Below are 22,767 nucleotides of genomic sequence, written 5' to 3'. Positions count from 1 at the left end.
GGTCCGGCCGCGGGGGCCGGACCTCTGCGGGCGGGGGGAGTACTCACGCCGCCTCCTGCTCGGTGAGCTGGGAGAGCACGATCTCCCGGTAGGTCTCGTTGCCGTCCATCAGTTCCGTGTGGGTGCCGGTGCCGACGATGCGGCCCTCGTCCAGGACCACGATGCGGTCGGCGTCGCGGATGGTGCTGACCCGCTGCGCGACGATGACCACGGTGGCATCCCGGGTCTCGCGAGCGAGCGCGGCGCGCAGCCGGGCGTCGGTCGCGTAGTCCAGGGCGGAGAAGGAGTCGTCGAAGAGGTAGATCTCGGGGCGCCGGACCAACGCCCGGGCGATCGCGAGGCGTTGCCGCTGGCCGCCGGAGACGTTGCCGCCGCCCTGTGCGATAGGCGCGTCAAGGCCTTCGGGCATGCGCTCGACGAAGTCGCGGGCCTGCGCGATCTCCAGCGCGCGCCACAGCTCCTCGTCGGTCGCATCGGGCTTGCCGTAGCGCAGGTTGGAGGCGACCGTGCCGCTGAACAGGTACGGCTTCTGCGGCACCAGGCTGATCAGTTCGGCCATCGTGGCCGGATCCAGCTCCCGTACGTCCTCCCCGTCCACCAGTACCGAACCGGCGGTCGCGTCGAACAGCCGGGGCACCAGGCCGAGCAGGGTGGACTTGCCGCTTCCGGTGGAACCGATGATGGCGGTGGTCTCACCGGGCAGCGCGATCAGATCGATGTCCTTGAGCACCGGCTCCTCGGCGCCGGGGTAGCGGAACTCCACGCCGCGCAGCTCCAGTTGGCCGTGCCGGGTGACCGACGAGATGGGCGTCACCGGCGGCACCACGCTGGTCTCGGTGTCGAGCACTTCCTGGATGCGCTCCGCGCACACCTCGGCGCGCGGGATCATCATGAACATGAACGTGGCCATCATGACGCTCATCAGGATCTGCATCAGATAGCTGAGGAACGCGGTCAGCGCGCCCACCTGCATGCCGCCGCTGTCGATGCGGTGGCCGCCGAACCACAGCACGGCCACGCTGGAGGCGTTCACCACGAACATGACCGCCGGGAACATCATCGACATCAGGCGACCGGTGCGCAGCGAGACGGCCATCAGGTCGTCGTTGGCCGTCTCGAACCGCTGGCGCTCGTGGGTGTCGCGGACGAAGGCGCGGATCACCCGGATGCCGGTGATCTGCTCGCGCAGAATGCGGTTGACGGTGTCGATGCGCTCTTGCATGCCGCGGAACAGCGGCCGCAGCCTGCGCACCAGCAGGGAGACGATGATGCCCAGCACGGGCACGATGACCAGGAGCAACCCGGACAGCGGTACGTCCTGGTTGAGCGCCATCAGGATGCCGCCGACGCACATGATGGGTGCTGAGACCATCAGGGTGAACGTCATCAGGGTCAGCATCTGGACCTGCTGGACGTCGTTGGTCGTGCGGGTGATCAGCGAGGGCGCGCCGAACCGCCCGACCTCGCGGGCCGAGAAGGACTGCACCCGGTCGAACACCGCGCCCCGCACGTCCCGGCCGAGGGCCATGGAGGTGCGTGCGCCGAAGTAGACAGCTCCGATCGCGCAAATGATCTGGAGCAGGGTTACGGCGATCATGAAACCGCCGGTGCGGAAAATGTAACCGGTATCACCTTTGACGACGCCCTTGTCGATGATGTCGGCGTTGAGCGTCGGCAGGTACAGCGTCGCCAGCGTTTGGACCAGCTGGAGAAGCACGATCAGCGCTATGGGTTTGGTGTAGGGCTTGAGGTAAGCCCGCATAAGTCGGACCAGCACATCGCGCAGAGTACGTGAACCGGGCGTCCGGATGCGCACGTATTTCCGGGAGCCCGGACCATGTCGCGCACGGGTTTCGGGAATACTGCAATGAGGGGCGTGCGGGCCCGGACCAGCCAAGAGAAACAAGAGGAAGAAGAGGTGGGGCGCCGATGCTGCGCAACGGTTTGGAACCCTGGCACCTGGTCGTTGTCGTACTCGTGGTGTTCCTGCTGTTCGGAGCGAAGCGGCTGCCCGACACGGCCCGGGCGCTCGGAAAGTCGCTGCGGATCCTCAAGAGCGAGACCAAGGCGCTGAAGGACGACTTCAAGGAGGGCGCCACCGGCGAGCCGGCCGCGCCCAGGGCGCAGGACAAGCCGCAGGACGAGCCCGTGCGGCGCACCATCCAGTCGGCGCCCGGAGACACGGCCAGCGCCCGGCCCGTGGAGGAGCCCCGTCAGGCGCGTAACGATTAGGTTCCGGCTGTCAACCTCCGTGCGCGCCGCCGCGTCCTGTCTTTACGTACTCTTTGGTGACTGATTGATCGCTGAGGATCGATCACAGGAACGTCAGCAGGAACTACGGAGGCTTTTCGTGGGCACGTCCCTGAACAGAGCACGCCGGGGGCTGCTCGCGCTGCTCCCGGCCATGCTGCTCGCCGTACTGGCACTGGCGGCCCCGCCAGCGCACGCCGCCGGAGGATTGGACGCGGTGGCCGACGGGCTGAAGAAGAGCCCGGTCTATGTGGACCCGGGGGCGGCTTCGCAGTTGTCGTCGGCCGACGCCGCGGCGCTGGCGAAGAAGATCAAGGACGCGAACAAGCCGGTGTTCGTCGCCGTGCTGCCCAACTCGCCTGAGTACCCGAAGGCCACGCTGCTGCGGCTGCTGCGCACCAAGGTCGGCATCACCGGCGTGTACGCGGTCCACCTGGGTGACAAGGGCTTCAACGCCGCGGCGGACCGCCAGGTGATGTCCCGCAGCACGATCAGTAACGCCTTGCTGGACGCCAGGTCCTCCGCGAGTGACGTCAAGACCGAGCTGAACACGTTCGTGGACCAGGCGGACCAGGTGGCCAAGGGCCACGCGCCCGACTCCTGGGGTGACTCCGGCGGTTCTGGTGGATCCGGCGCGGCGGCCGGTGCGATCGCCGCGGGCGTGATCGTGCTGGGCGCGGGCGGCGGCGGGTACGTGCTGTACCGGCGGGCCAAGAAGAAGAAGGCCGAGCGCGAGCGGGCCGCCCTGGACCAGCTGCGCACCGTGGTGGACGAGGACATCACCGCCTTCGGTGAGGAGCTGGAGCGGCTGGACTTCAGCCCCACCGATCCGTCCGCCACGGACGCGATGCGGACGGACTACACGCACGCGCTGGACGCGTACGACCGCGCCAAGTCGCTGATGGCGGCCGCGACCAGGCCGGATGACGTGCGGCCGGTCACCGAGGCGCTGGAGGACGGCCGGTTCTCGCTGGCCACCCTGGCGGCCCGACGCAGCGGTGCGCCGCTGCCGGAGCGCCGGGTGCCGTGCTTCTTCGACCCGCGGCACGGGCCTTCGGTGCGGGACGTGGAGTGGGCGCCCGCCGGTGGCGCGGTGCGCAGCGTTCCGGCGTGTGCGGCGGACGCCGCCCGGATCGCCGACGGCAACGAGCCGATGACCCGCCATGTGCAGACCGCGTACGGCCCGCAGCCCTACTGGGACGCCGGACCGGCCTACGCGCCGTGGGCGGGCGGCTACTTCGGCGGCGGGATGCTGCCGGGGCTGCTGATCGGCACCATGCTCGGCAGCGCGCTGAGCACGCCCGCGTACGCCTATGACGGCGTCGGGTTCGACGGTGGCGACATGGGCGGCGGTTTCGACGCCGGTCCGCAGGGCGGCGACTTCTCCGGTGCCGACTTCAACCCCGCTGACTTCTCCGGTGGGTTCGGGGACACCGGCGGCGGATTCGGCGACTTCGGCGGCGGCGACTCCGGTGGATTCGGCGGCGGCGACTGGTAGTCGGCGCCTCAGCCGCTGAACACCCTGGCCGGGCCTGGGCCAACACCCCAGGCCCGGCTAGGGTGATCTTGTGAGCAGCGTGTCCTGGCAGGCCAAGGAACTGACCGTCGGCGAGTTGTCGCGACGCAGCGGAGTTCCTGCCTCCGCCCTGCGGTTCTACGAGCGGCAAGGGCTGATAGACAGCCGTCGCACCAGCGGCAACCAGCGCCGCTACGCACGGGACACCCTGCGCCGGGTCGCCTTCATCCGGGTCTCCCAGCGGGTCGGCATCCCGCTGGCCACCATTCGCGACGCGCTTGCCCTGCTGCCGGAGGGGCGTACGCCGAGCAAGGAGGACTGGGCGTGCGTCTCCGAGCACTGGCGGAAGGATCTGACGGAGCGGATCGAGCAGTTGACGATGCTGCTCGACAAACTCACCGACTGCATCGGGTGCGGGTGCTTGACGCTGGAACGCTGTGCGCTGGCGAACCCGCATGATGTGCTGGGTGAACAAGGCACCGGCGCACGGCGGTTACAGATCTCTTGACGGCGCCGGGGTTCGACCGGCACCGCCGGACCGTGCCGTGAGGTGGGCGCGCCGTCGCGGTGGAACCCCTATCGGGGGCCTTGCCCCCAAGCCCCCAGCTGGCGGGTGAGCAGGCACTCCTCCGCGAAGGCCAGGGCCTTCAGGTGGTAGGAGCGGGCGGCCCAGCCCAGGCTGATGTTGTGGCCCGCGTGGGGGTGTTGGGCGAAGAGGACCTTGGGGGCGGCCAGCAGGTCCCGCATGGCGGACAGGGTTTCCTCGTCGTGCCGCCACCAGCGTTCGTGCTCCGCGAAGGTGAAGCGCACCGGGACCCGCAACCGGGCCGCCACCGAGGGGAAGACCTCCGGCCAGCGCCAGATCTCCTTGGCCTCGCGCACCGGCATCGGGGACACCAGCGGTTCGGCGAGCCGGAACGTGTCCGGCGGATACAGCCGCAGCGGCCCCCAGTTGAGCGCGCCGTGCCGCACCCCGTTCAACGGGCCCTCCCCGTCCAGCAGTTGTGACACGTCCACCGCGTAGCGATGGCTGACCCCGGAGATGTCCATTCCGATCAGCTCGGCGCCGCGGTTGTCCGCCGCGGCGGTCAGCGCGAGCTTGCCGCCGTAGGAGTGGGCGACGAGGAAGAAACCGGCGCCGATCTGGTGGCGCAGCGCGAAGTCGCCCAGCGCGGCGTGCAGCGTCGCCGACTGCTCGGCCAGGCCCATTCCCTCGGGGAGTTGGCTGGCAGACAGCCCGTAGCCGGGACGGTCGACCGCGAGCACCGTGAAGCCCAGCCGGGCCCCGAGGGCCAGCAGCGAGAGGCTGGGGTGCGCCGGACCGTGGAAGTAGCCACCCTTCATGCCGCCGCCGGGCACGGCGACCACCACGGCCCGCGGCGGCAGGTGCTCGGGTTCGGCGAGCAGCGCGGAGAGCTGGACGCCGTCCGCGTCCAGGACGATGTCCCGTGCTTTGGGTACGGCGGAATTGATCGGCTCAGTCATGTCGGTCCGTATCCAGGAGGCGTGAAAGGCGAATCGCGGGGTGCGCCCGAAAGAATTCGAACGCACCCCGCGCATCAGATCACGACGCGGGCCGCTGGTCCCAGGAAGAAACAGTAGGTCCGTCAGATCCCGCCCGTCCGGGCGGCCGGGAACGGATCAGCCGCCGTACGGGTGCTTGGCGCGGGCGTCGCGCAGCGCGTTGCCCCACCAGGAGAGCTGGTCGAGAAGGACCTTGGCGGCGGCCTCCGGGCCCGACGGGTCCTTCGGCGCGCCGTCCGCGTCGAACTGCCCCCAGGGGTTGTGGAAGCTGACCACGTCCCGGACCGTCACGGCGTGCAGCTCGGCGAAGATCGGCCGGAGCTGCTCCACCGAGCGCAGACCGCCGGACAGACCGCCGTAGGAGACGAAGCCGACCGGCTTGGCCCGCCACTGCGTGTAGTGCCAGTCGATCAGGGACTTCAGCGAGGCCGGGAAGCTGTGGTTGTACTCCGGGGTCACCACGACGAAGGCGTCGGCCTGCTCCAGTCGCGGCGAGACCCTGGCCAACTCGGCGGCCACCTCGGGCGACGGGTCCTTCGACAGCGCCATCGGCAACTGGTGGTCGACCAGGTCGATCACCTCGACGGCCAGGTCCTCACGCTGCTCGGCGACGCCGGTGAACCAGTTGGCAACCGTGGGGCCGAAGCGGCCTTCGCGAACGCTGGCGACCACGATCGCGAGGCGCAGGGGTGTGGTGGACATGGGGTGCTCCTAACGGGATTGCTTGGCAAGGCAGTTGAAAGGACGGAAAAACGACAGGAAAACGACAGGAAAACGACAGGAAAAGGGCAGGAAAGCTGACAGGAAATCGAAAGGACCGGCTGTCGGCCCGGCGTCCGCCGAGGTCGGCATGGGGGCGCTCGGAGGCGAGCACGGCCTGACGCTAGAAGTTGAACTTAGGTTCAAGTCAACTGCTCGATGCCACGGGCGGATCCTGGGTGGAGCGCTGCGCCGCGCGGTTCCCCGCGCCCCTTGGAGGCGCTACCGGACAGCGGCGGACTTCGCCTGACCTGCTCAGGTCGGCTCGACGACGTCCGGCCCCGGCCGCGGTCGCAGCCGGGCGGCGAGCACGGCGATGTCGTCCTCGGCGGCCTGCGGTACCAGGCCGCGCAGCACCTCGTCGAGCAGGTCGTCCAGATCGCCTGCCACCGGCAGTTTGAGGTCGGCCAGCCGGGCCAGTGAGACGTCGATGTCCTCACCGCGCCGCTCCACCAGCCCGTCGGTGTACAGCAGCAGCACCTGACCGGGCCGGAAGGGACTGGTCACCAGCTCATACCCGCCGAAGCAGGTGCCCAGCGGCGGACCGCCCGGCACGTTGATCAGCTCGGTGCCGCCGTCCTCGCCGAGCAGTGCGGGTGGCAGGTGCCCGGCGCTGGCGTAGGCGCAGCGCTCGCGGGCGGGGTCGGTCAGCGCGAGCAGACAGGTGGCGGGGCGGCTCGCCTCGCTCTCCTCGCAGATCAGGGTGTCCAGCTGGCGCAGGATCCGGTGCGGTGGCAGGTCGGTGGCGGCCACATAACGCAGTATCGAGCGGTAGTTGCTCATGTCGACGGCGGCCTCGATGCCGTGCCCCATCACATCGCCCATGGCCAGCAGCGTCCGCCCGTACGGCAGCCGGATGGTCTCGTACCAGTCGCCGCCGACCACCGCGCTGGTGCCGGACGGAAGGTAGCGCGAGGCCATCTCCAGGTTGGGGTGCGGGCTGCCCGGCTCGGCGAGCAGGGCGCGCTGGAGTTCCAGGGCGATGCCCTGGGAGCGGGCGTACCGGCTCGCGTTGTCGACGCTGATCGCTGCCCGGCCCGCCAGGTCCTGGGCGAGCACGGTGTCCTCCTCACCGAACGGCGGCGTCAGCCCGGCCCTGGCCAGGGTCATCGCGCCGATGGTGTGGCCGCGGGCGGTGAGCGGTACGACCAGCAGCGAGTGGACGCCCATCGCCCGGTACTCGGCGACGTGCTCCGCCTCCGGCCGCTCGTCGTCCCCCGGCCGCCACAGCACCGGTGAGCCGTTGGCCACGCAGCGCTGCACGGCGGAACCGGCCGGATGCCGCACGTACTCCCCGGTCACCCCCACCGCGTGGGCCCGGGCGGTCAGCGTGGGGATGGTGGCGAGCGCGGTCCTGCGCAGCCGTAGCGCGCCCGGCCTGGTCGCGGTGCCGTGCGGGGCGTCGGACGGGACGACCTCGACGGTGGCCAGGTCGGCCAGCCGGGGCACGATGAAGTCGGCCAGTTCGGCACAGGTCATGTCCACGTCGAGCGTGGTGCCGATCCGGGTGGCGGCGGTGTCCAGCAACGACAGCCGGTGGCGGGCCTGCTCAAGGTCGTGCTGCTGCTGACGGAACTCGGTGATCTCCAGCATGATCCCGACCAGACCGACCCGTCCGCCCTCGGCCGTCAGCCGGTGGTACGCGCAGTGCCACCAGCGGCGGTCCTCGGGCGCGTCGGCGTGGGTACGGCCGCTGATCACCACTTCCCTCGGCTGGCCGTCGTCCAGCACCTGCCGCTGCACGTCCGGCCGGTCGGCCACCTCGGGCAGCGCCTCGGCCAGGGTCCGGCCGAGCAGGTCGGCGGCGGGTACGCCGGTCATCCGGGTGAAGGCGGGGTTGGCGTACAGGTGGCGCAGCCGCGGATCGAGGATGACGATGCCGGCGGAGGTGCCGTTCAGCACGCCGCGCAGCACCTGGTCGGTGCTGTGCGCCGCGAGCGCGGCGGCGGCCGCGTCGAAGAGGGCGTCGGCGTGCAGCGCGTCGGCGTCGTCCCGGCCGGAAGCATCGGGGCACACCCGGCTACCTCCTCCTGTCCCGTGTCCGAACCGCCTCGTCTTCATCGTCGGACCCCGCTGGGTGATCCGCATCCGCGTCGCACCGGCCCGGCCGTCGGAAAAAGGCGGATTCGGCGGGCGTGCCATATCGTCTGGGCGTGACCGCCTCCACTGCTGCTCCGCCGGAACGGTTACCGGGGCGCGCCGTGCGCCGCCCGTCGAGGAGGGCCGCGCCATGATGCGCGGGCGTCGGCGCCCTCGCGGCGCCCCGGTGCGGGCGGGCTCGCTGCGCAGGCGGGTGCTGGTGTCCATCGTGGCGGTCACCGCGTGCGCGGTGCTGGTCTTCACCCTGCCGCTGGCGCTGACGGTGCATCGGATCTACCGCAGCAACGCGGTGGTCACCGTGGAACGCAACGCGGTGTGGGCGGCGCTCTCGCTGCCGGTACCGGCGAGCACCCGGCACGGACGTGCGCTGCTGCCCAGCAGCCGTACCCCGGACACCCATGTGGCGATCTACACCACCTCAGGGCATCGGATGGACGGCCGGGGCCCGGACTTCTCCGAGGTGGTGCTCCAGGCCCGCGACGGGCGACTGCACGAGGCGGTGGAGGACGACCAACTCGCCGTGGCGGCACCGGTGTCCAGGAACGGCAAGGTGGTCGCGGTGGTACGGGCCTGGCTGCCGTGGGACTTCGTCACCGACCGCACCCTGGGCGTCTGGCTGCTGCTCGCCGCGCTCGGCGCGGTGGTGGTGGCGCTGTCCGCGGTGCTGGCCCGGCATCTGGCCCGCCGCATCGCGATACCCCTGGAGCGGCTGACGGCCACCGCGCGGGCGCTGGGCGACGGGGACTTCAGCATCCAGCCCGCGCGCAGCGGCATCCGGGAGGCGGACGCGGTCGGCCAGGCGCTGAGCGCCACCGCCGAGCGGCTGGGGCAACTGCTGGAGCGGGAACGGCGGTTCAGCACCGCGGTGTCGCACCAGCTGCGCACCCCGCTCACCGCGCTGATCCTCGGCCTGGAGCGGGCACTGGAACAGCAGGGACCGGTGCCGCGCGAGTCGCTGACCACGGCGTTGCGGCGGGCCGACCAACTGGGCCGGACCGTCGAGGAGTTGCTCCACCTGTCCCGGGACACCCACCGCTGCGCCGGGTCGGTCGACGTCGGCCGGTTGCTTGAGCAGGCGGCGGCACGCCACCGGGACGCGATCAACGACGCCGGGCGCTCGCTGGCCCTACGGTGCGAACCCGATCTGCCCCCGGTACGGGCGTCCGAGGTGGCCATCTTGCAGATCGTGGACGTGCTGCTGGACAACGCGCTGGCGCACGGCCGCGGTGAGATCAGCCTGGTGGCGGCGGACGTCGGTGCCGGGGTGGCGCTGGAGGTCGGCGACGAGGGGCCGGGACCGGCCGGTGGCGGTGACGCGGCTTTCGCGGTGCCACGGCAGCGTGGCCACGGCATCGGGCTCGCCCTGGCCCGCTCGCTCGCGGAGGCGGAGGGCGGCCGCCTGGTCCTCAGACGGCCCGGTCCCGGCCCGGTGTTCGCCCTGCTGCTGCCCGCGTAGGGGGACGGCGGGACGGGGGGCCGGTGAGCGTGCGGCCGGGAAGGACCACCTAGAGATCCTGCTCCAGCCGGTACCCGGTGCCGCGCAGCGTGGTGATGCGTTCCGGCGCCTCCCCGGCGTCGATCAACTTGCGCCGTAGGGCGGAGATGTGGACGTCGAGCGTCTTGGTGGAACCGAACCAGTTGTCGTCCCACACCTCCGCCATCAGTTGCTCGCGCCGCACCACCGTGCCCGCCGAAGCGGCCAGCGTTGCCAGCAGGTCGAACTCCTTCGGCCGCAAAGGAACTTCCCGCGGCCCCACGTACACCCGCCGTGCGTGCCGGTCGATGCGGGTGGCACCGACCTGTAACACCTGCGGTCCACCGGCCACCGCACGACGCCGTAGATGCGCGCGCAGCCGGGCCAGCAACTCGGTGATGCGGAACGGCTTGGTGAGGTAATCATCCGCACCGGCGTCCAGCGTGACGATGACCTCGAATTCCTGGGTACGGGCGGTGAGCACGACGATGACCGTCTCCACCGGCAGACACGACCGCAGCCGACGGCACAGCGTCACCCCGTCGATATCCGGCAGCCCGAGGTCGAGCAGGACCAGGTCCCAACTGCCGCGCAGCGCTTCCTCGGAGGCCTTCGCACCACTGTGTGCGTGCTGCACGTTGTAGCCGTGCCCGGTGAGCGCCTGGCCGAGTTCAGACGCGATCTCGGGGTCGTCCTCCACCACCAGGAGTTCCGCGAGAGCCATGCCGCCCATTAGATCAGCGGAATGTTTCCGGAACCGCATCCGTCGCGGTTTTCGGCCACCTTCGAGTGTTACCCGCTGGCGCATTGCCGACTTGCCGCAAGGTGGTTGGTAAACGGATTGTTTGCACTCCTCGGAGGAGGATCTCACCCCCAGGCGCATACGTTCGTCGAGCGCGGTTCCGAAACCGTACGGGACCGGCTATCCGAGCGTGAGGAGAATCCGGCATGACGCAGTACGGAACTCTTTTGCGGCAGGCAGTGAACGAGCCCGGGACCACGCCGTTGATCGGTGTGCACGACATGCACTCCGCGGCCGTGGCGACGCAGTTCTACGACGGCCTGTTCCTGTCGGGGTTCGGACTGGCCGCCTCGCACTACGGACTTCCCGACATCGGATACATCGCCTGGCCGGACGTCCTCTCCTTCGCCCAGCGCGTCAGGGGCGCCTTCCCCGACGTGCACCTGCTGGTAGACATCGACGACGGCTATGTCGACACCCATGTGGCGACGCACGTGGTACGGCAGTTGGAGGCGGTGGGGGCCTCCGGGGTGATCCTGGAGGACCAGGCGCGGCCGCGGCGCTGCGGGCATGTGGACGGCAAGAAGGTGCTGCCGCTTGAGGAGTACCTGGACAAGCTCCAGGCGGTGCTGGAGGCCCGGCGCGATCTGCTCGTCGTGGCCAGGACCGATGCCACCGAGGAGCAGGAGATCCTGCGCCGGGCCAAGGCGCTGGCCGCCACCGAAGCCGACGTGGTGCTGGTCGACGGGGTCCGCAGTGTCGAGGCGATCCGGGCCATCCGGGAGACCATCGGCGACAAACCGCTGCTGTTCAACCAGATCGGCGGCGGCAAGTCGCCCCGGCTGTCCCTCGGCGAGCTCGGCGAGCTGGGCGTCAACGTGGCGATCTACAGCACCCCGTGCCTGTTCGCCGCGCAGGACGCCATGCGGCGCGCGATGTCCGAGCTGAAGGCGGCCGACGGCAGGCTTCCCGAGCCGAGGCCGGACGCCACCACCGTGGCCAGCTGCCTGGCGCTGCTGGAGCGCACCACCGCGGCCTGACCACCGCGGCCCCGACCCCGTCACCCCGGGTCGGGGCCGCGGCGCGTCCACGGTGACGAGGGGGGCGTCGGCTCGGGGCTCGCCGTCGTGTGCCCGACTCACCGCGCTCCCGCCGCACCCCGCCCGGGCAGCGCCAACGCCCCGGCCGCGGTGGCGAGCAGCAGGAGTGCGGAGGCCAGCAGGCTGATGTGCATCCCGGAGACGAACCGCGTACCGTGCGCCACCAGCGCGCCAAAGACCGCCACCGCCAGCGCGCCGCCAGTCTGGCGGCCCGCGTTGAGCACGCCCCCAGCCATCCCGGCCCGGTCCGCCGGGATGTCACTCAGCATCGCGGCGGTCAGCGACGGCACCGCGAACCCCAGCCCGATCCCCATCGGCACCAACAGCACCGCGGTCAGCAGCCGGTCGGTGTGCGTGTCCACCCCCAGCAGGCCGAACAGCCCGAGCGCGCAGACCAGTTGGCCGATCGTGATCGGCACCCGCGGCCCGAACCGCGCCGCGGCCCGCGCGGAGGCCACGTTCGCCCCGGCGACCAGCGCGGTCATCGGCAAGAACATCAGCCCCGCCGTCACCGCGGACAGCCCCAGCACCTGCTGGAAGAACAGCCCGAGCACGAACACCGTCCCGTAGAACGCGGCGTTCACCGCGAACCCGATCGCCAGGCACAGCGTCGCGGTACGCGACCGGAACAGGCCGAGCGGCACCATCGGCTCGCCGACCCGCGCCTCCGCCACCACGAACGCGGCCAGCGCCACCCCGGCGACCACCAGGCTGACCACGGCCGTCGGTGTACCGAAGCCCGACGCACCGCCCTCGATCACCCCGTACGTCAGCGCGCCCAGCGCGATCACCGCGGTCAACTGCCCCAGCGGGTCGAGCGGAGCGGCCCGGCGCGGCGAACGCGGCACCCTGACCAGTACCGCCAGCGTGAGCAGCCCCACCGGGAGGTTGAGGAAGAAGATCGACCGCCAGCCCAGCGAACTGGTCAGCGCGCCACCCACCACCGGCCCCGCCGCGGTCGACACCGCGCCGCCGACCGTCCACAGGGCGATCGCCCGCGCCCGCTCGGCGGTGTGCGGGAACGCCTGCCGCACCAGCGCCAGCGACGACGGCAGCATCACCGCCGCCGCGCTGCCCTGGACCACCCGCGCGCCGATCAACGCGCCCAGCGCGGGCGCCAGTCCGCACAGCGCCGACGCCGCGGTGAACACCGCGAGGCCCGCGCCGAACACCCGGTTGGCGCCGAGCCGGTCCGACAACGCGCCCGCGGACAGCAGCAGCGCCGCGAACATCAGCGTGTAGGCGTCAACGATCCACTGCAGACCGGCGGTTGTACCGCCCAGCGTCCGGCCGATGGCGGGCAGCGCCACGTTCACCGCCGAGGCGTCCAACCCGATCACGAAGAACCCCAGCAGGGCCGCGCCCAGCACCAAAGTGGGGGACACCCGCCGCGGCTCGGCGGCCGGTGGCGCTTCGGTGCGTATGGGTTCGCGCACGGTCGTGTGCATCGGTTCTTCCTCCCCGTGGTCCGGTACGACTCGCGTTACAGACTCCTCGGGCCGTGCGGGCAGAGGCAGACCGCGATGCTCCGGGGTGTTGCCAGCCAGGGAGTGATACGGCCCCCCAGACGCGTTGCGCTGCGGTGATGACGCGCTGGCAGACTGTGGCCATGACCGAGCAGACCGAGCTGGGACGGTTCCTGCGGGCCCGCCGCGAAGGCGTGCGGCCCACCGACGTGGGGTTGCCCATCGGCGCCGGAGTACGCCGTACCCCGGGACTGCGGCGCGAGGAACTGGCCACGCTGGCCGGGGTGAGCATCGACTACTACACCCGCCTTGAGCGCGGCAAGGAGACCCGGCCCAGCCCGGCGGTGGTCGAGGCACTGGCCAACGCGCTGCGGCTGAACGACGAGGAGCGGCAGTACCTGCGCGACCTCGCGGCCCAGGCGGCCCGGCGCGCCCCCGAGCCACGGCCACGGGCGAGCCGCACGGTGCGGCCCAGCGTCAAGCAGCTGCTGGAGACGGTGCGGCCCAGCCCGGCGTACGTCGTCAGCCGCACCAACGATCTGCTGGCCGCCAATCCCGGCGGGATGCGGCTGATGCCCGGCATGGCGGAATGGCCCGCCCGCCAGCGCAACACCATCAGGTACACCTTCTTGCACCCGGTCGCCCGCGACCTGTGGCCGGACTGGGAGCAGAAGGCGAAGAACTGCGTCGCGCAACTGCGCGCGGTCGCCGGAAGCGACCCCGACGCGCCGGACCTGGCCGCGCTGGTCGGCGAACTCATCGTCAAGAGCGCGGAGTTCAACCGGCTGTGGGAGCGCTACGAGGTCCGGTCGATCGGCGACGGTGCGAAGACCTTCCGGCACCCGCTGGTCGGCACGCTGACCCTGGTACACGAGGTGGTGAGCCTGAACAAGACCGACGGCCAGCGGATGGTGGTCTACATGGCCACACCGGGCACCCCGGACCATGACGCGATGACGCTGCTGGACCTGGGGGTTCCGGAGACCGCCTCGGCCGAGCCGACGGCCCTGAACCGCTAGGCGCTCCGCTGGGAGTTTGCGCTGGGAGTGCGGGTCAGGGGCCGTCGATCGTCTGCGGCACCACTGTGGCTGGTCGCGCGGTTCCCAGCGCCCTTCGGGGCGCTGCCGAGCCGATGCGGAGAACTAGCTGCACCAGAGCAGGAAGCACGTTGGCTGGTGGGTCGGCCGCGGCCGAGGACTCGGCGTGGGTGTCGTCGCGGGGGCGGGTGGCGCGGGGCTGCCCTGGGCCTGTGACGGTACCGGGGCCGAAACCGGAACCGCCGTGTGCGCGGTGGCTCCAGCAGGGCCCGCGGAAAGGGACGGCTGCGCGGAGTGCGAGGCGCGGTGCGGTACCGACTTCCTGACGGGGACCGACTGGGCGGTCGTCGGCACCGCGCTCGCCGTCGCCGCCGGTTCCGGCGCGGTGGAGGATGCCGTCGCCTGGGTGTTGTCCGCCTGCGACGAGCCGGTCGGCAGCAGCTCTCCGGGCAGTACGGTCGCGGCGGCACCGATCAGGACGAGTCCTCCGGTAACGCCCAGCACCAGCTTGGCGGTTCTGCCTCTGCGGCGTGGCGCTCTGCGGGAGCGGGGGGCGGTACGGCGGTGCGCTGGGGCAGGGGGCGCGGGCGACTCCTCCGCCTCGGGCGACTCCTCCGCTTCGGGCGATTGCTCGGCCTCGGGCGAATGCTCGGCCTCGGGCGGTTCCTCGTCCGGCGGCTCCGGGGCCTCGTAGGGCTGCGGCTCCGGCATCGGGGGGATGAGGCTGTGGTACAGGGGGTGCCTGGCGGGCGGCCGTTCGGCCGTCGGCTGTGCGATCCACCGTGGCGGCGTGCTGGCGGGTGTGCCGCACGCCGGGCAGGCGTATACCTCCGCGAGGTGGCTTCCGCACCGTTCGCAGTAGCGCATGCGCTGAGTCCGTCCTTTTGGAACAGCCCCCCGTCCCCCTCGACGCGCACACCATACTGACGCGCTCATGCGAACGCCATGCCGGGCCTCGCACGAACCGCCGGTTGTTCACCCTGCGTTACGCAGCGCCTGTGCGGCCGACGTCCAGTTCGTGTGGAGTTGGTGGAGATAGGACTGGGCCGCCACGCCGGGTTTCGCGCCCCGGGCGAACGCCAGCATGTTGCCCGGGCCGGTGTTGTAGCCCAGGGCCAGCAACTCGTCCTCGGTGTAGCGGCCGTGCTCCGCGGGGAGTTGCCGGGCCAGGTCGTGCAGGTACCAGGCGGCGGCCTCGACCGCGAGCGACGGGTCGTCGGGCAGTTGCCGCCAGTCCCGGTCGGCGAAGTCCCGGCCCTGCTTGGTCTCGTCGAACGCCGCCTTGTGCATGTTGGCGACACCGAACGCGGCGTCCGGCTTGATGCGCTGCCAGGCCCGCTCCCAGGCGGGGTCATGCGGTTTGTACGACTCGTTGTAGAGAATCGCCATCAGCAACCGCGGGTCGATATCCGCCTGTTTGGCGTACTTGATGACCTGCGGCGCATAACGGGCAGGGTCCTGGCCGTCCGCTGTGGGCCGCTCACTCGGCGTGCTGGTGGCGCTGGGCGCCGTGGACTTCCCGGGCTCGTGCGGCGCGGCCGACCCCGTACCGTGCCCGCCGCGGCTGGCGGCCCACCCCGCCACGATCAGCACGGCGACCGCCAGGCCGACACCCCACCGAGACCTGCGTGGCTCAGCCACGTCGTGCCCTCCCTGCGCCGCCCGGACTCCCGCGTACCGAAAGATACGCCGCGCGGCCGGGTGCGGCCCGGGTCAGGCGACCCAGCCGTTGGTGACGGCGAGCGTGGCGGAGCCGTCCAGGTCCTTGAGCTTGGTGGCGACGAATCCGCCCGCGGCATCGGAGGTCTGCATGCGCAGCGCTGGCCGGACCGCCCGCAGCGCCTCGGTGATCGTCGCGGCGGCCTCCGCGGGGCTCTGCGCGTCGGCGAAGGCCCCTGCCGTACGGTCCAGGTAGTTGCGCAGCGCCGGTGCGTACGGGCCCGCCGCCTCCAGCGCGGCCGGGATGTCGACGTTGACGTTCGCCACGAACTCGCTCGCCACCGCGCCGGGTTCGACCAGGGTGACGGTGACGCCGGTGGTCGCGGCGAGGGGGGCGAGCGACTCCATGAAGCCCTCGACCGCGAACTTGGCGGCGCAGTACGCCTCGTTGAACGGCTGGCCGACCACGCCGCCGACGCTGGTGACGGTGATCAGACGGCCGCGCGAGGCACGCAGATGGGGGAGGGCGGCCCGGGTCACCTCCACCACGCCGAAGAAGTTGACCTCCATCACGGCACGTACATCGGCGACGGTTTCCTGCTCGACGGTGCCGAGGTGGCCGGCGCCCGCGTTGTTGACCACCGCGTCCAGCCGTCCGTGCTCGGTGATCACGGCGTCGACGCAGGCGGCCACCGAGGCCGGGTCGGTGACGTCCAGGCGGCGCACCTCGACCCGGTCGGCGACCCCGGCTTCGCTGGCCGCCTTGCGCAGGGCGTCGGCGCGGGAGGTGTCGCGCATGGTGGCCACGGCGTGCCAGCCCTCCCGCGCGGCGGCTACGGCGGTGGCGAGGCCGATTCCGGAGGAGGTTCCGGTGATCAGGACGGTCTTGGGTCGGGCGTTGGTGCTGGTGGAGGGCATGAGGCCTCGTCTCAGGGGGCTGAGCTTGATTGTGTGTGCGTACACACACTAATAGATGCGTGTGTGTACACGCAAGACGTACGATGAGTGTCATGAGCCGTCCCGAGCTGACCATTGGAGCCCTGTCCGACGAGGACCATGCCTTCTACGGTCTGGTCTGGGCGGGCACCACGCTCGCCGCACGGGTGGACCGCGCGTTGTCGCGGGCCCATGAACTGCCGCTGTCCTGGTTCGAGGTGCTGCTGTGGCTCAACGGCCAGAGCGAGCCGGTGGCCTCCTCCGACCTGGGCGCCAAGACGATGCTCAGCCGCAGCCAGGTCTCCCGCGTACTGGACTCGCTGGCGGCCCGGGGGCTGGTGGAGCGTACGCCGTCGCCGACGGACGCCCGGTCGGTGCAGGTCGAGCTGACCGCCGAAGGCCGCGCGGCCTTCCGCGCGGCCGACGAGACACGGCGGGCGGTGCTCGCGCCGGTCTTCACGGAGTTGCTCGGTCCGGAGGACATCGAGGCGCTGGAGACGGTCTGGCGCAAGCTCAAGCAGTCGCCCCAGCGCTGAGCGCTCCGCTGGGAGTGCGGCGATGGGCCGTCGATCGCCTGCGGCACCGTTGTGGCTGGTCGCGCCCGCGCGGCGGAGCCGCACATGAACACAGCCCCGCGCCCCTTCAGGGCGCGACCGAAGGCTTTCCTGGCGGCAAGCCCCCGCCGCAGGCGCGGGGGCTGTCAGTTGATTTCCCTGACAAATGTCATGGCGAAGTATGGACGCCAGACCCTGCCGGACCGGGCGCCAACTCCCCGATCCTGAAGGAGCGTTATTGATCTGCGGGTACTGAGGAGTTCCAAGGAGTAAGGAGTTGCAGTCATGCGTCGTCACGGCATCAACTACGACACCGGGTTCGACCCGTTCGGTGATGGCAGCAGCCGTCCGGACTTCGATCCTGACGCCGTTCGCCGGGACATGGCGGTCATCGTCAACGAACTGCACTGCGACGCGGTCCGCGTCTCCGGTGGCGAGCCGGAGCGGCTCTCGATCGCCGCCGAGGCGGCAGCGGCGGCCGGGCTTGAGGTGTGGTTCGCGCCGTTCCCCTGCGACATGGCGCGGGATCCGCTGGTCGAGTACTTCGCGGACTGCGCCCAGCGCGCCGAGCGTATCCGGGCCACTGGTGCCCAGGTCATCCTTGTCACCGGCTGCGAGGTGAGCCTGTTCAACCCGGGCTTCATCCCCGGGGACGACCTGAACGCCCGGCTGCACACCATGATGCGCTCGCCGCGGGAGTGGTACACGACCGAGTTACCAGCGGTCATCGCCCGGTTGAGCACCTTCCTCGCCGATGTCGTGGCCGAGGCCCGCAAGCACTTCGGCGGACCGGTCAGTTACGCGGCGGGCCCCTGGGAGCACATCGACTGGACGCCGTTCGACATCGTCGGAGTGGACGCCTACCGCGCCGACCACAACGAGGCCACCTTCCGCGACGAGATACGCGGCCACCTGCGGCACGGCAAGCCGGTGGCCGCCACCGAGTTCGGCTGCTGTACGTACCGGGGCGCGGGACAGCGTGGTGGCGTCGGATGGATGGTGCTGGAGAAGGGCGACGACGGGGAGCGGCACTTCAAGGAGCCGTTGGAGCGGGACGAGCGGGAGCAGTCCCGGTACTTCACCGAACTTCTCGGCGTGTTCGAGGAGGAGGGCCTCGACGCGGCCTTCTGGTTCACCTACGCGGCCTGGCAGCTGATACACCACGACGCCGACCCCGCCCGCGACACCGACATGGCCGGTTACGGTGTGCAGGCGGTACTGCCGGACGGCACGCTGCGACCGAAGGACGTCTTCCACACCATCGCCGCCGCCTATGCCGAGGCGAAGGCTGGCTGAAGCCGTTATGGCCCGATGTGCACATACGGGGCCCAGGTCAGCGGCGCGCGGGGGTAGCGGGACCGTGTTCGGCGTATCGCGTCGTGCAGTGCGGCAGCGGTGAAGTCGGTGCCGCGACGGGCGAGTTCGTCGTAGACGAGGGCGGCGACCTCGGGTGCCAGGGCGTCGTTGATCGGCCACAGGGTGCCGATGACATGACGGAAACCCGCGACATGGAGTGCGGCGGCGAAGCTGATCGCCTCGTTGGCCAGTCGCAGTCCGCCACGAGAGGAGTCACAGGCGGAGAGGAACGCGAGGGACGCCCGGTCCAGGCGTAGCTCCATGATCTCGCGCAGCAACAGCGGACGGTCGTACAGGAACAGGGCACCGAGCGAGGGCTGTTCCAGGGCCTGCGCGCCATGGCAGGCGAAGTGTGCCCAAGAGCAGCGGGCAAGCGCGTCGAGCACGGCCGTGGACTCGGCGGCCCGCCCGGTGAGCGACTCGGCGTCCGGATAGCGGGCGAGCAGGTCCGCGGCCTCACGCTCGGCGTTCGGCAGGTCGGGCCAGCCCGGTGTGCAGGGCAACGAGACCACCAGTCGTCGTGGTGGTGCGCCGGACGCGTCCTGGGCGTGCTCTCTGGCGTGGAGCAGCGCGCGCAGGGTTGGTGTGTAGGAGGAGACCACCCGGTCCAGTACGGCTTCCCCGCCTGGGGCGTGGTGTCCGGCGGCATGCAGCGGAAGGAGGGTGAACAGGCTGGTGGGGCACCACCACAGACGCGGGCAACCACCGTCGTCCAGACGGCCGTTGGCGGGTAGCTCGGCCAGCAGCGGACCGGCCACGGTGTCCCACAACCAGCCGAGGACGTCCGTCACGGTGTTGCGGGCCTCGAAGCGGGTCAGTTCGCCGTCCTCGTCCCCGGGCTCGGGATCTCGGGCGGCGACCAGAGCCTGGGTGAACGCCGTGGCACGGTCGAGCAGTTCCTCGACCGAACAGCGCAACGGCAGCACCCGTACGCCGTCCCGCGTGAGCAGAAGCGCGTCGCAGCCGTGGCGGCTGGCGTTCAGCAGCACCACCGGACCGTTGGCGGCGGCCGCGCGCAGGGTGGCGAAGCGCGGCGGGCGCAGGAAGTCGCCGAATCCCGGCAGCGACCGCACCTCGGCCAGTAGGGCGTCGCGGCGCCGGGCCAGGTCGGCGCGGTGGTCGTTGGCGGTGCGGGCGGCCTGGTCGGGCGCTGGCGTCCGGGTGTCGGGCATGCGGTGCAACGCGTCCAGTACCTCGGCCAGTTGGTCGGCGAGGGCCGGGGCGTGGTCGCGTAACGCACCGTGGTCGGTGCGGGCCTCCAGGACCCGGGCGAGCAGCACGCCGCGCCCCTGCTCCAGCAGTTCCACCGCCCGTTCCGGCTGACCGGCCCGTATGGCGCACGCCGCCGCTTCGTTGGACAGCGGGTTGAACTGCGACAGGACGCGTTCTTGGTCGCCGCGCTCCGCGCCGCGCCATGCGGCGAGGTCCAACTGCTCCAGCGCGGTGGCGTACAGCTCGGTCGCGGCGGTGAAGTCGTGTGCCGCGGCGGCGAGACCGGCGCCGTCCACGGCTGCCTTGACCCGCCACACGGCGGGTGCCGACGCGCACTGCGACGCCTCGCGCAGCGCCTGTAGGGCGAGTTCGCGATCGGCCGGGCGGCCTTCGGCGGTGAACCGGTCGCGCAGTGCGCCACCGAGCTCGGTGAGGAGCTGGGCGCGCTCCGGATGATCGCGAGGCAGCGCACCGGCCGCGACGCGCAGTACCTTCACCGCCTCATCCAGTGCCCGGCGTTGGCCGAAGTGCCGGAAGCGGATCTGAAGACCCTGCGCCAGGCCGCTCAGCGCCTTCGGGTAGAGGTAGCCGGTCGTCGGCATGGTGCGGCACACCCGTCGGCACAGGTCGATCGCCATGCGCAGGTCGTCCGGGTCACCCGCGCTCTCGAACCGGGTGTGCAGCGCCGAGGCCAGCCCCAGCATGCACGCCGGCCGGTCCGGATGGCCGTCCGTCGTGATCGACAGGGCCCGCCGGAAGAGCGTGATGATGGTGGCCGTGCTGTCCTCGTCGGCGGAGGACGCCTCGTCCCGCAGGTCGAGCAACTGGGCGAGGCTGCCCAGTCGGCTCGGCAGGTCGGGGTGGTCCTCGGCGGTGTCCCGCACCGCCTCGGTCAGCGCCTCGACCGCTTCGTCGAGGGCGGCCGCCTGGCCGGTGTGGCGGTACCAAAGGGTCAGCGCGGCGGCCAGATTGGTGCGGTAGGCGGCACCGTTGACATCATCGGGCGCGGCGAGGGCCACGGCCCGCCGCAGCCCGTCGATGGCGGCCCGGAGCGGTTCCAGTTCACCGTCGCGTTCGAACCGCCGGATCGTGGTGTGCCCGAGGTTGGACAGGACGACCGGGTAGTAGGGGTCGTTCCGCGAAAGCAGGCCCAGCGCCCGGAGGTTGACGTTCAACGCCCGGGCGAGCGCGTCGGTGTCGCCGGTGTACTCGTACTTGCGGGTCAGCACATTGCCCAGTTCGGCGAACGCGGCGCCGCCCAGCCGGTGGCCGACCGGGGCGAGCCATATGACCCACCGCAGGACCGCGGTGGCGTCGTCCAACGGCTCCACCGCACCGGTGCGTTCGGCCTGCCGGAGCAGGGACACGGCGTGGCCGACAAAGCCCTCCAACTCCGCTGCGGTAAAGGCGTGATGGTGGTGACCCCGCTTCTCGTGGGCGGAGCGGATGGGTTCCGGAACGAGGTGGGTGGCGAACCCATAGACCACCAGATACAGGAAGGCGGACCGGCTCAGGTCCTGCTCCGCCCCGGTGTGGGTATACCGGTGCCAGTGGAAGGTGGCGACCAGCACCGCGAGGTTGAAGGCCCGCGCCGTCGGCACCGCACCCTCGATCGGCGCGAACCAGTCCACCGCCAGGTACAGGCGTTCCGCCAGCGCGACGGCGTCGGGGTCGGTCAGTACCGCCACACCGCCGCCCTGGACCGCGGCGAGCCGGTCCTCAAGAGCGAACGCCAGATCCTCGATGCCCACTTCGGCCCCCCAGGACACATCCCCCAAAGCGGTGTCCTTGACCTTATGCGCCGGTACCCGGGATGCATAGGATTTCCGCGATTCTGGCGTTGATGGGGGGCCGGATGGACATCACCGCGACCGATGCCCGGGAGTTGGCGCGGTTCTGCGCGCTGCTGCCCGCACTGCGGGAACGCGCCGCCGCGGAGGGCTGGCCGCACGAGTTGCGGACCACGCTGCGGCAACTGCGCGACGGCACAGGGCCGGTGGCCGATGTGCTGCGGGAGTTCTGGCTGGGTCTGGGACTGCCGGGGCAGCAGCGCAGCTACCAGGCGGTGCCCGGACAGGAGGCCGCGCCGCCGCCGTCCGGCCGCTACGGCTGCCCACGGCAACTGTGCAGCAGGACGGAGCGCCGCGAACCCGGCGGTCCGCGCCCGGAGTGCGCGCTGTTCGACGAGCCGCTGGCCTTCGGATGAACGCCTTCCTGGCCGAGTTGGGCAAGCGGTTCGCCGAGCGCTGGATGGCGTTGCTGGTGTTGCCGGGCGCCCTTTACGCCGCGCTCGTCATGGCGGCGTCCCGGCTCGGGCAGCGGCACGCGCTGGGCCTGCGGCGGTTGGCCGATACGGTCAGCGGCTGGGCGAACGCCTACGACCACCGCCCGGTACCGGCGGCGCTGCTGGCCGCGGCCGTGGTGCTGGCCGCACTGGCGGTCGGGCTGTTGGCGCGGGGGGCCGGGATGCTGGTCGAGGCGGTGTGGTCGGCGGCCGGACCGTCCTGGCTGGCCGACCCGCTGGTGCGGCGCCGCCGTGCCCGCTGGGAACGGGCCGACCAGGCCCTGCGACGGGCGGCCGACCGGGACGTGGCCGCCCTGGCCGCGGCGCGCAACGCGATCGCGCTCACCCGCCCGGCGCGCCCCACCTGGATCGGTGACCGGCTGCGCGGCGCGGGCGTCCGGGTGCGCCACCAGTACGGGCTCGACCTGGAGTTCGGCTGGCCGAGGCTGTGGGGGCTGCTGCCGGAGCAGTGCAGGGCGGATCTGCTCGCCGCGCGCGGCGCTCTGACACAGGCGGCCACCCAGACCGGCTGGGGCGCGCTCTACGTCGGCCTGGGCGCCCGCTGGTGGCCCGCGGTGCTCGCCGGTCTGGTCACCGGGGCCGTCGGCTGGCGGCGCGGGCGGGTGGCCGCCGCCACCCTGGCCGACCTGACGGAGTCGGCCGTTGACCTGCATGTCCGTGACCTCGCCCAGGCCCTCGGCGTCGACCTTCCGGCCGACCGGGTCACGCCCGCGATCGGCCGTCGGCTGACCGAGGAGTTCCGCAAAGGGGCGTGAACTGCCCGCCCCGGCAGGCGAG

Annotated in this window: 20 protein-coding genes; 10 read left to right on the top strand and 10 right to left on the bottom strand. The window is 71.5% G+C overall.

Annotation, left to right across the window (positions count from 1 at the left end; all coding sequences use genetic code 11):
- Positions 1–43: 43 nt before the first annotated feature.
- Positions 44–1,777, bottom strand: a complete 1,734-nt coding sequence (locus tag NON19_RS08475; protein ID WP_255926064.1) for an ABC transporter ATP-binding protein — start codon at positions 1,775–1,777, stop codon at positions 44–46.
- Positions 1,778–1,929: 152 nt separating this feature from the next.
- Between NON19_RS08475 and tatA the strand changes: the two genes are divergently transcribed.
- From tatA to soxR, 3 genes are all read left to right on the top strand, one after another.
- The gene (tatA, locus tag NON19_RS08470; protein WP_255926063.1) at positions 1,930–2,232 is read left to right on the top strand and encodes a Sec-independent protein translocase subunit TatA; all 303 of its coding nucleotides are present in this window, start codon (positions 1,930–1,932) and stop codon (positions 2,230–2,232) included.
- A 118-nt stretch (positions 2,233–2,350) separates the two neighbouring features.
- A complete protein-coding gene (locus tag NON19_RS08465; RefSeq protein WP_372514039.1) occupies positions 2,351–3,748 on the top strand; it encodes a hypothetical protein in 1,398 nt (465 codons plus the stop codon).
- A 70-nt stretch (positions 3,749–3,818) separates the two neighbouring features.
- Complete coding sequence (gene soxR, locus NON19_RS08460; protein WP_255926062.1) at positions 3,819–4,274, top strand: redox-sensitive transcriptional activator SoxR; 456 nt, start codon at positions 3,819–3,821, stop codon at positions 4,272–4,274.
- 68 nt (positions 4,275–4,342) lie between these two features.
- Here soxR and NON19_RS08455 read toward each other — a convergent pair whose 3' ends face one another.
- From NON19_RS08455 to NON19_RS08445, 3 genes are all read right to left on the bottom strand, one after another.
- On the bottom strand, positions 4,343–5,251 hold the full coding sequence (locus tag NON19_RS08455; RefSeq protein ID WP_255926061.1) for an alpha/beta hydrolase: 909 nt from the start codon (positions 5,249–5,251) through the stop codon (positions 4,343–4,345).
- Between the two features lie 156 nt (positions 5,252–5,407).
- Positions 5,408–5,992: an NADPH-dependent FMN reductase gene (locus NON19_RS08450; protein WP_255926060.1), complete on the bottom strand. Its 585-nt coding sequence runs from the start codon at positions 5,990–5,992 to the stop codon at positions 5,408–5,410.
- 312 nt (positions 5,993–6,304) lie between these two features.
- Positions 6,305–8,065, bottom strand: a complete 1,761-nt coding sequence (locus NON19_RS08445; RefSeq protein WP_255926059.1) for a SpoIIE family protein phosphatase — start codon at positions 8,063–8,065, stop codon at positions 6,305–6,307.
- A 214-nt stretch (positions 8,066–8,279) separates the two neighbouring features.
- On the opposite strand from NON19_RS08445, the gene NON19_RS08440 reads away from it, so the two are divergent.
- Complete coding sequence (locus NON19_RS08440; RefSeq protein WP_255926057.1) at positions 8,280–9,605, top strand: HAMP domain-containing sensor histidine kinase; 1,326 nt, start codon at positions 8,280–8,282, stop codon at positions 9,603–9,605.
- Positions 9,606–9,654: 49 nt separating this feature from the next.
- Here the strand turns inward: NON19_RS08440 and NON19_RS08435 are convergent, their stop codons facing one another.
- Complete coding sequence (locus NON19_RS08435; RefSeq protein ID WP_255926056.1) at positions 9,655–10,347, bottom strand: response regulator transcription factor; 693 nt, start codon at positions 10,345–10,347, stop codon at positions 9,655–9,657.
- A 224-nt stretch (positions 10,348–10,571) separates the two neighbouring features.
- Between NON19_RS08435 and NON19_RS08430 the strand changes: the two genes are divergently transcribed.
- The gene (locus NON19_RS08430) at positions 10,572–11,405 is read left to right on the top strand and encodes an isocitrate lyase/PEP mutase family protein (RefSeq protein WP_255926055.1); all 834 of its coding nucleotides are present in this window, start codon (positions 10,572–10,574) and stop codon (positions 11,403–11,405) included.
- Positions 11,406–11,503: 98 nt separating this feature from the next.
- Here NON19_RS08430 and NON19_RS08425 read toward each other — a convergent pair whose 3' ends face one another.
- A complete protein-coding gene (locus NON19_RS08425; RefSeq protein WP_255926054.1) occupies positions 11,504–12,913 on the bottom strand; it encodes an MFS transporter in 1,410 nt (469 codons plus the stop codon).
- 161 nt (positions 12,914–13,074) lie between these two features.
- Here NON19_RS08425 and NON19_RS08420 point away from each other — a divergent pair, with 161 nt between their 5' ends.
- Positions 13,075–13,950: a helix-turn-helix transcriptional regulator gene (locus NON19_RS08420; protein WP_255926053.1), complete on the top strand. Its 876-nt coding sequence runs from the start codon at positions 13,075–13,077 to the stop codon at positions 13,948–13,950.
- 123 nt (positions 13,951–14,073) lie between these two features.
- On the opposite strand, the gene NON19_RS08415 is transcribed toward NON19_RS08420, so the two are convergent.
- The 3 genes from NON19_RS08415 to NON19_RS08405 form a co-directional block, all read right to left on the bottom strand.
- Complete coding sequence (locus NON19_RS08415) at positions 14,074–14,835, bottom strand: SCO2400 family protein (RefSeq protein WP_443729334.1); 762 nt, start codon at positions 14,833–14,835, stop codon at positions 14,074–14,076.
- A 108-nt stretch (positions 14,836–14,943) separates the two neighbouring features.
- Positions 14,944–15,609, bottom strand: coding sequence for a transglycosylase SLT domain-containing protein (locus NON19_RS08410; protein WP_255926051.1), 666 nt, complete (start codon positions 15,607–15,609; stop codon positions 14,944–14,946).
- Between the two features lie 72 nt (positions 15,610–15,681).
- Positions 15,682–16,545 (bottom strand): SDR family oxidoreductase, encoded by an 864-nt coding sequence (locus tag NON19_RS08405; protein ID WP_255926050.1) that lies wholly within the window; start codon positions 16,543–16,545, stop codon positions 15,682–15,684.
- Between the two features lie 92 nt (positions 16,546–16,637).
- Between NON19_RS08405 and NON19_RS08400 the strand changes: the two genes are divergently transcribed.
- Positions 16,638–17,099 (top strand): MarR family winged helix-turn-helix transcriptional regulator, encoded by a 462-nt coding sequence (locus NON19_RS08400; RefSeq protein ID WP_255926049.1) that lies wholly within the window; start codon positions 16,638–16,640, stop codon positions 17,097–17,099.
- 303 nt (positions 17,100–17,402) lie between these two features.
- A complete protein-coding gene (locus tag NON19_RS08395) occupies positions 17,403–18,413 on the top strand; it encodes a hypothetical protein (RefSeq protein ID WP_255926048.1) in 1,011 nt (336 codons plus the stop codon).
- Positions 18,414–18,418: 5 nt separating this feature from the next.
- On the opposite strand, the gene NON19_RS08390 is transcribed toward NON19_RS08395, so the two are convergent.
- A complete protein-coding gene (locus NON19_RS08390) occupies positions 18,419–21,454 on the bottom strand; it encodes a CHAT domain-containing protein (protein WP_255926211.1) in 3,036 nt (1,011 codons plus the stop codon).
- Positions 21,455–21,540: 86 nt separating this feature from the next.
- Here NON19_RS08390 and NON19_RS08385 point away from each other — a divergent pair, with 86 nt between their 5' ends.
- Both NON19_RS08385 and NON19_RS08380 read left to right on the top strand, forming a co-directional pair.
- Positions 21,541–21,891 (top strand): hypothetical protein, encoded by a 351-nt coding sequence (locus tag NON19_RS08385; RefSeq protein ID WP_255926047.1) that lies wholly within the window; start codon positions 21,541–21,543, stop codon positions 21,889–21,891.
- Positions 21,888–22,745: a hypothetical protein gene (locus tag NON19_RS08380; RefSeq protein WP_255926046.1), complete on the top strand. Its 858-nt coding sequence runs from the start codon at positions 21,888–21,890 to the stop codon at positions 22,743–22,745. The genes NON19_RS08385 and NON19_RS08380 overlap by 4 nt, the downstream gene beginning before the upstream one ends.
- Positions 22,746–22,767 lie beyond the last annotated feature (22 nt).

The sequence above is a fragment of the Streptantibioticus rubrisoli genome (genome assembly GCF_024436055.1).
Classification (GTDB): Bacteria; Actinomycetota; Actinomycetes; order Streptomycetales; family Streptomycetaceae; genus Streptantibioticus_A; species Streptantibioticus_A rubrisoli.
The sequence above is the reverse complement of the archived record's forward strand: the minus strand, read 5'-3'. Positions and strand labels throughout refer to the sequence as shown.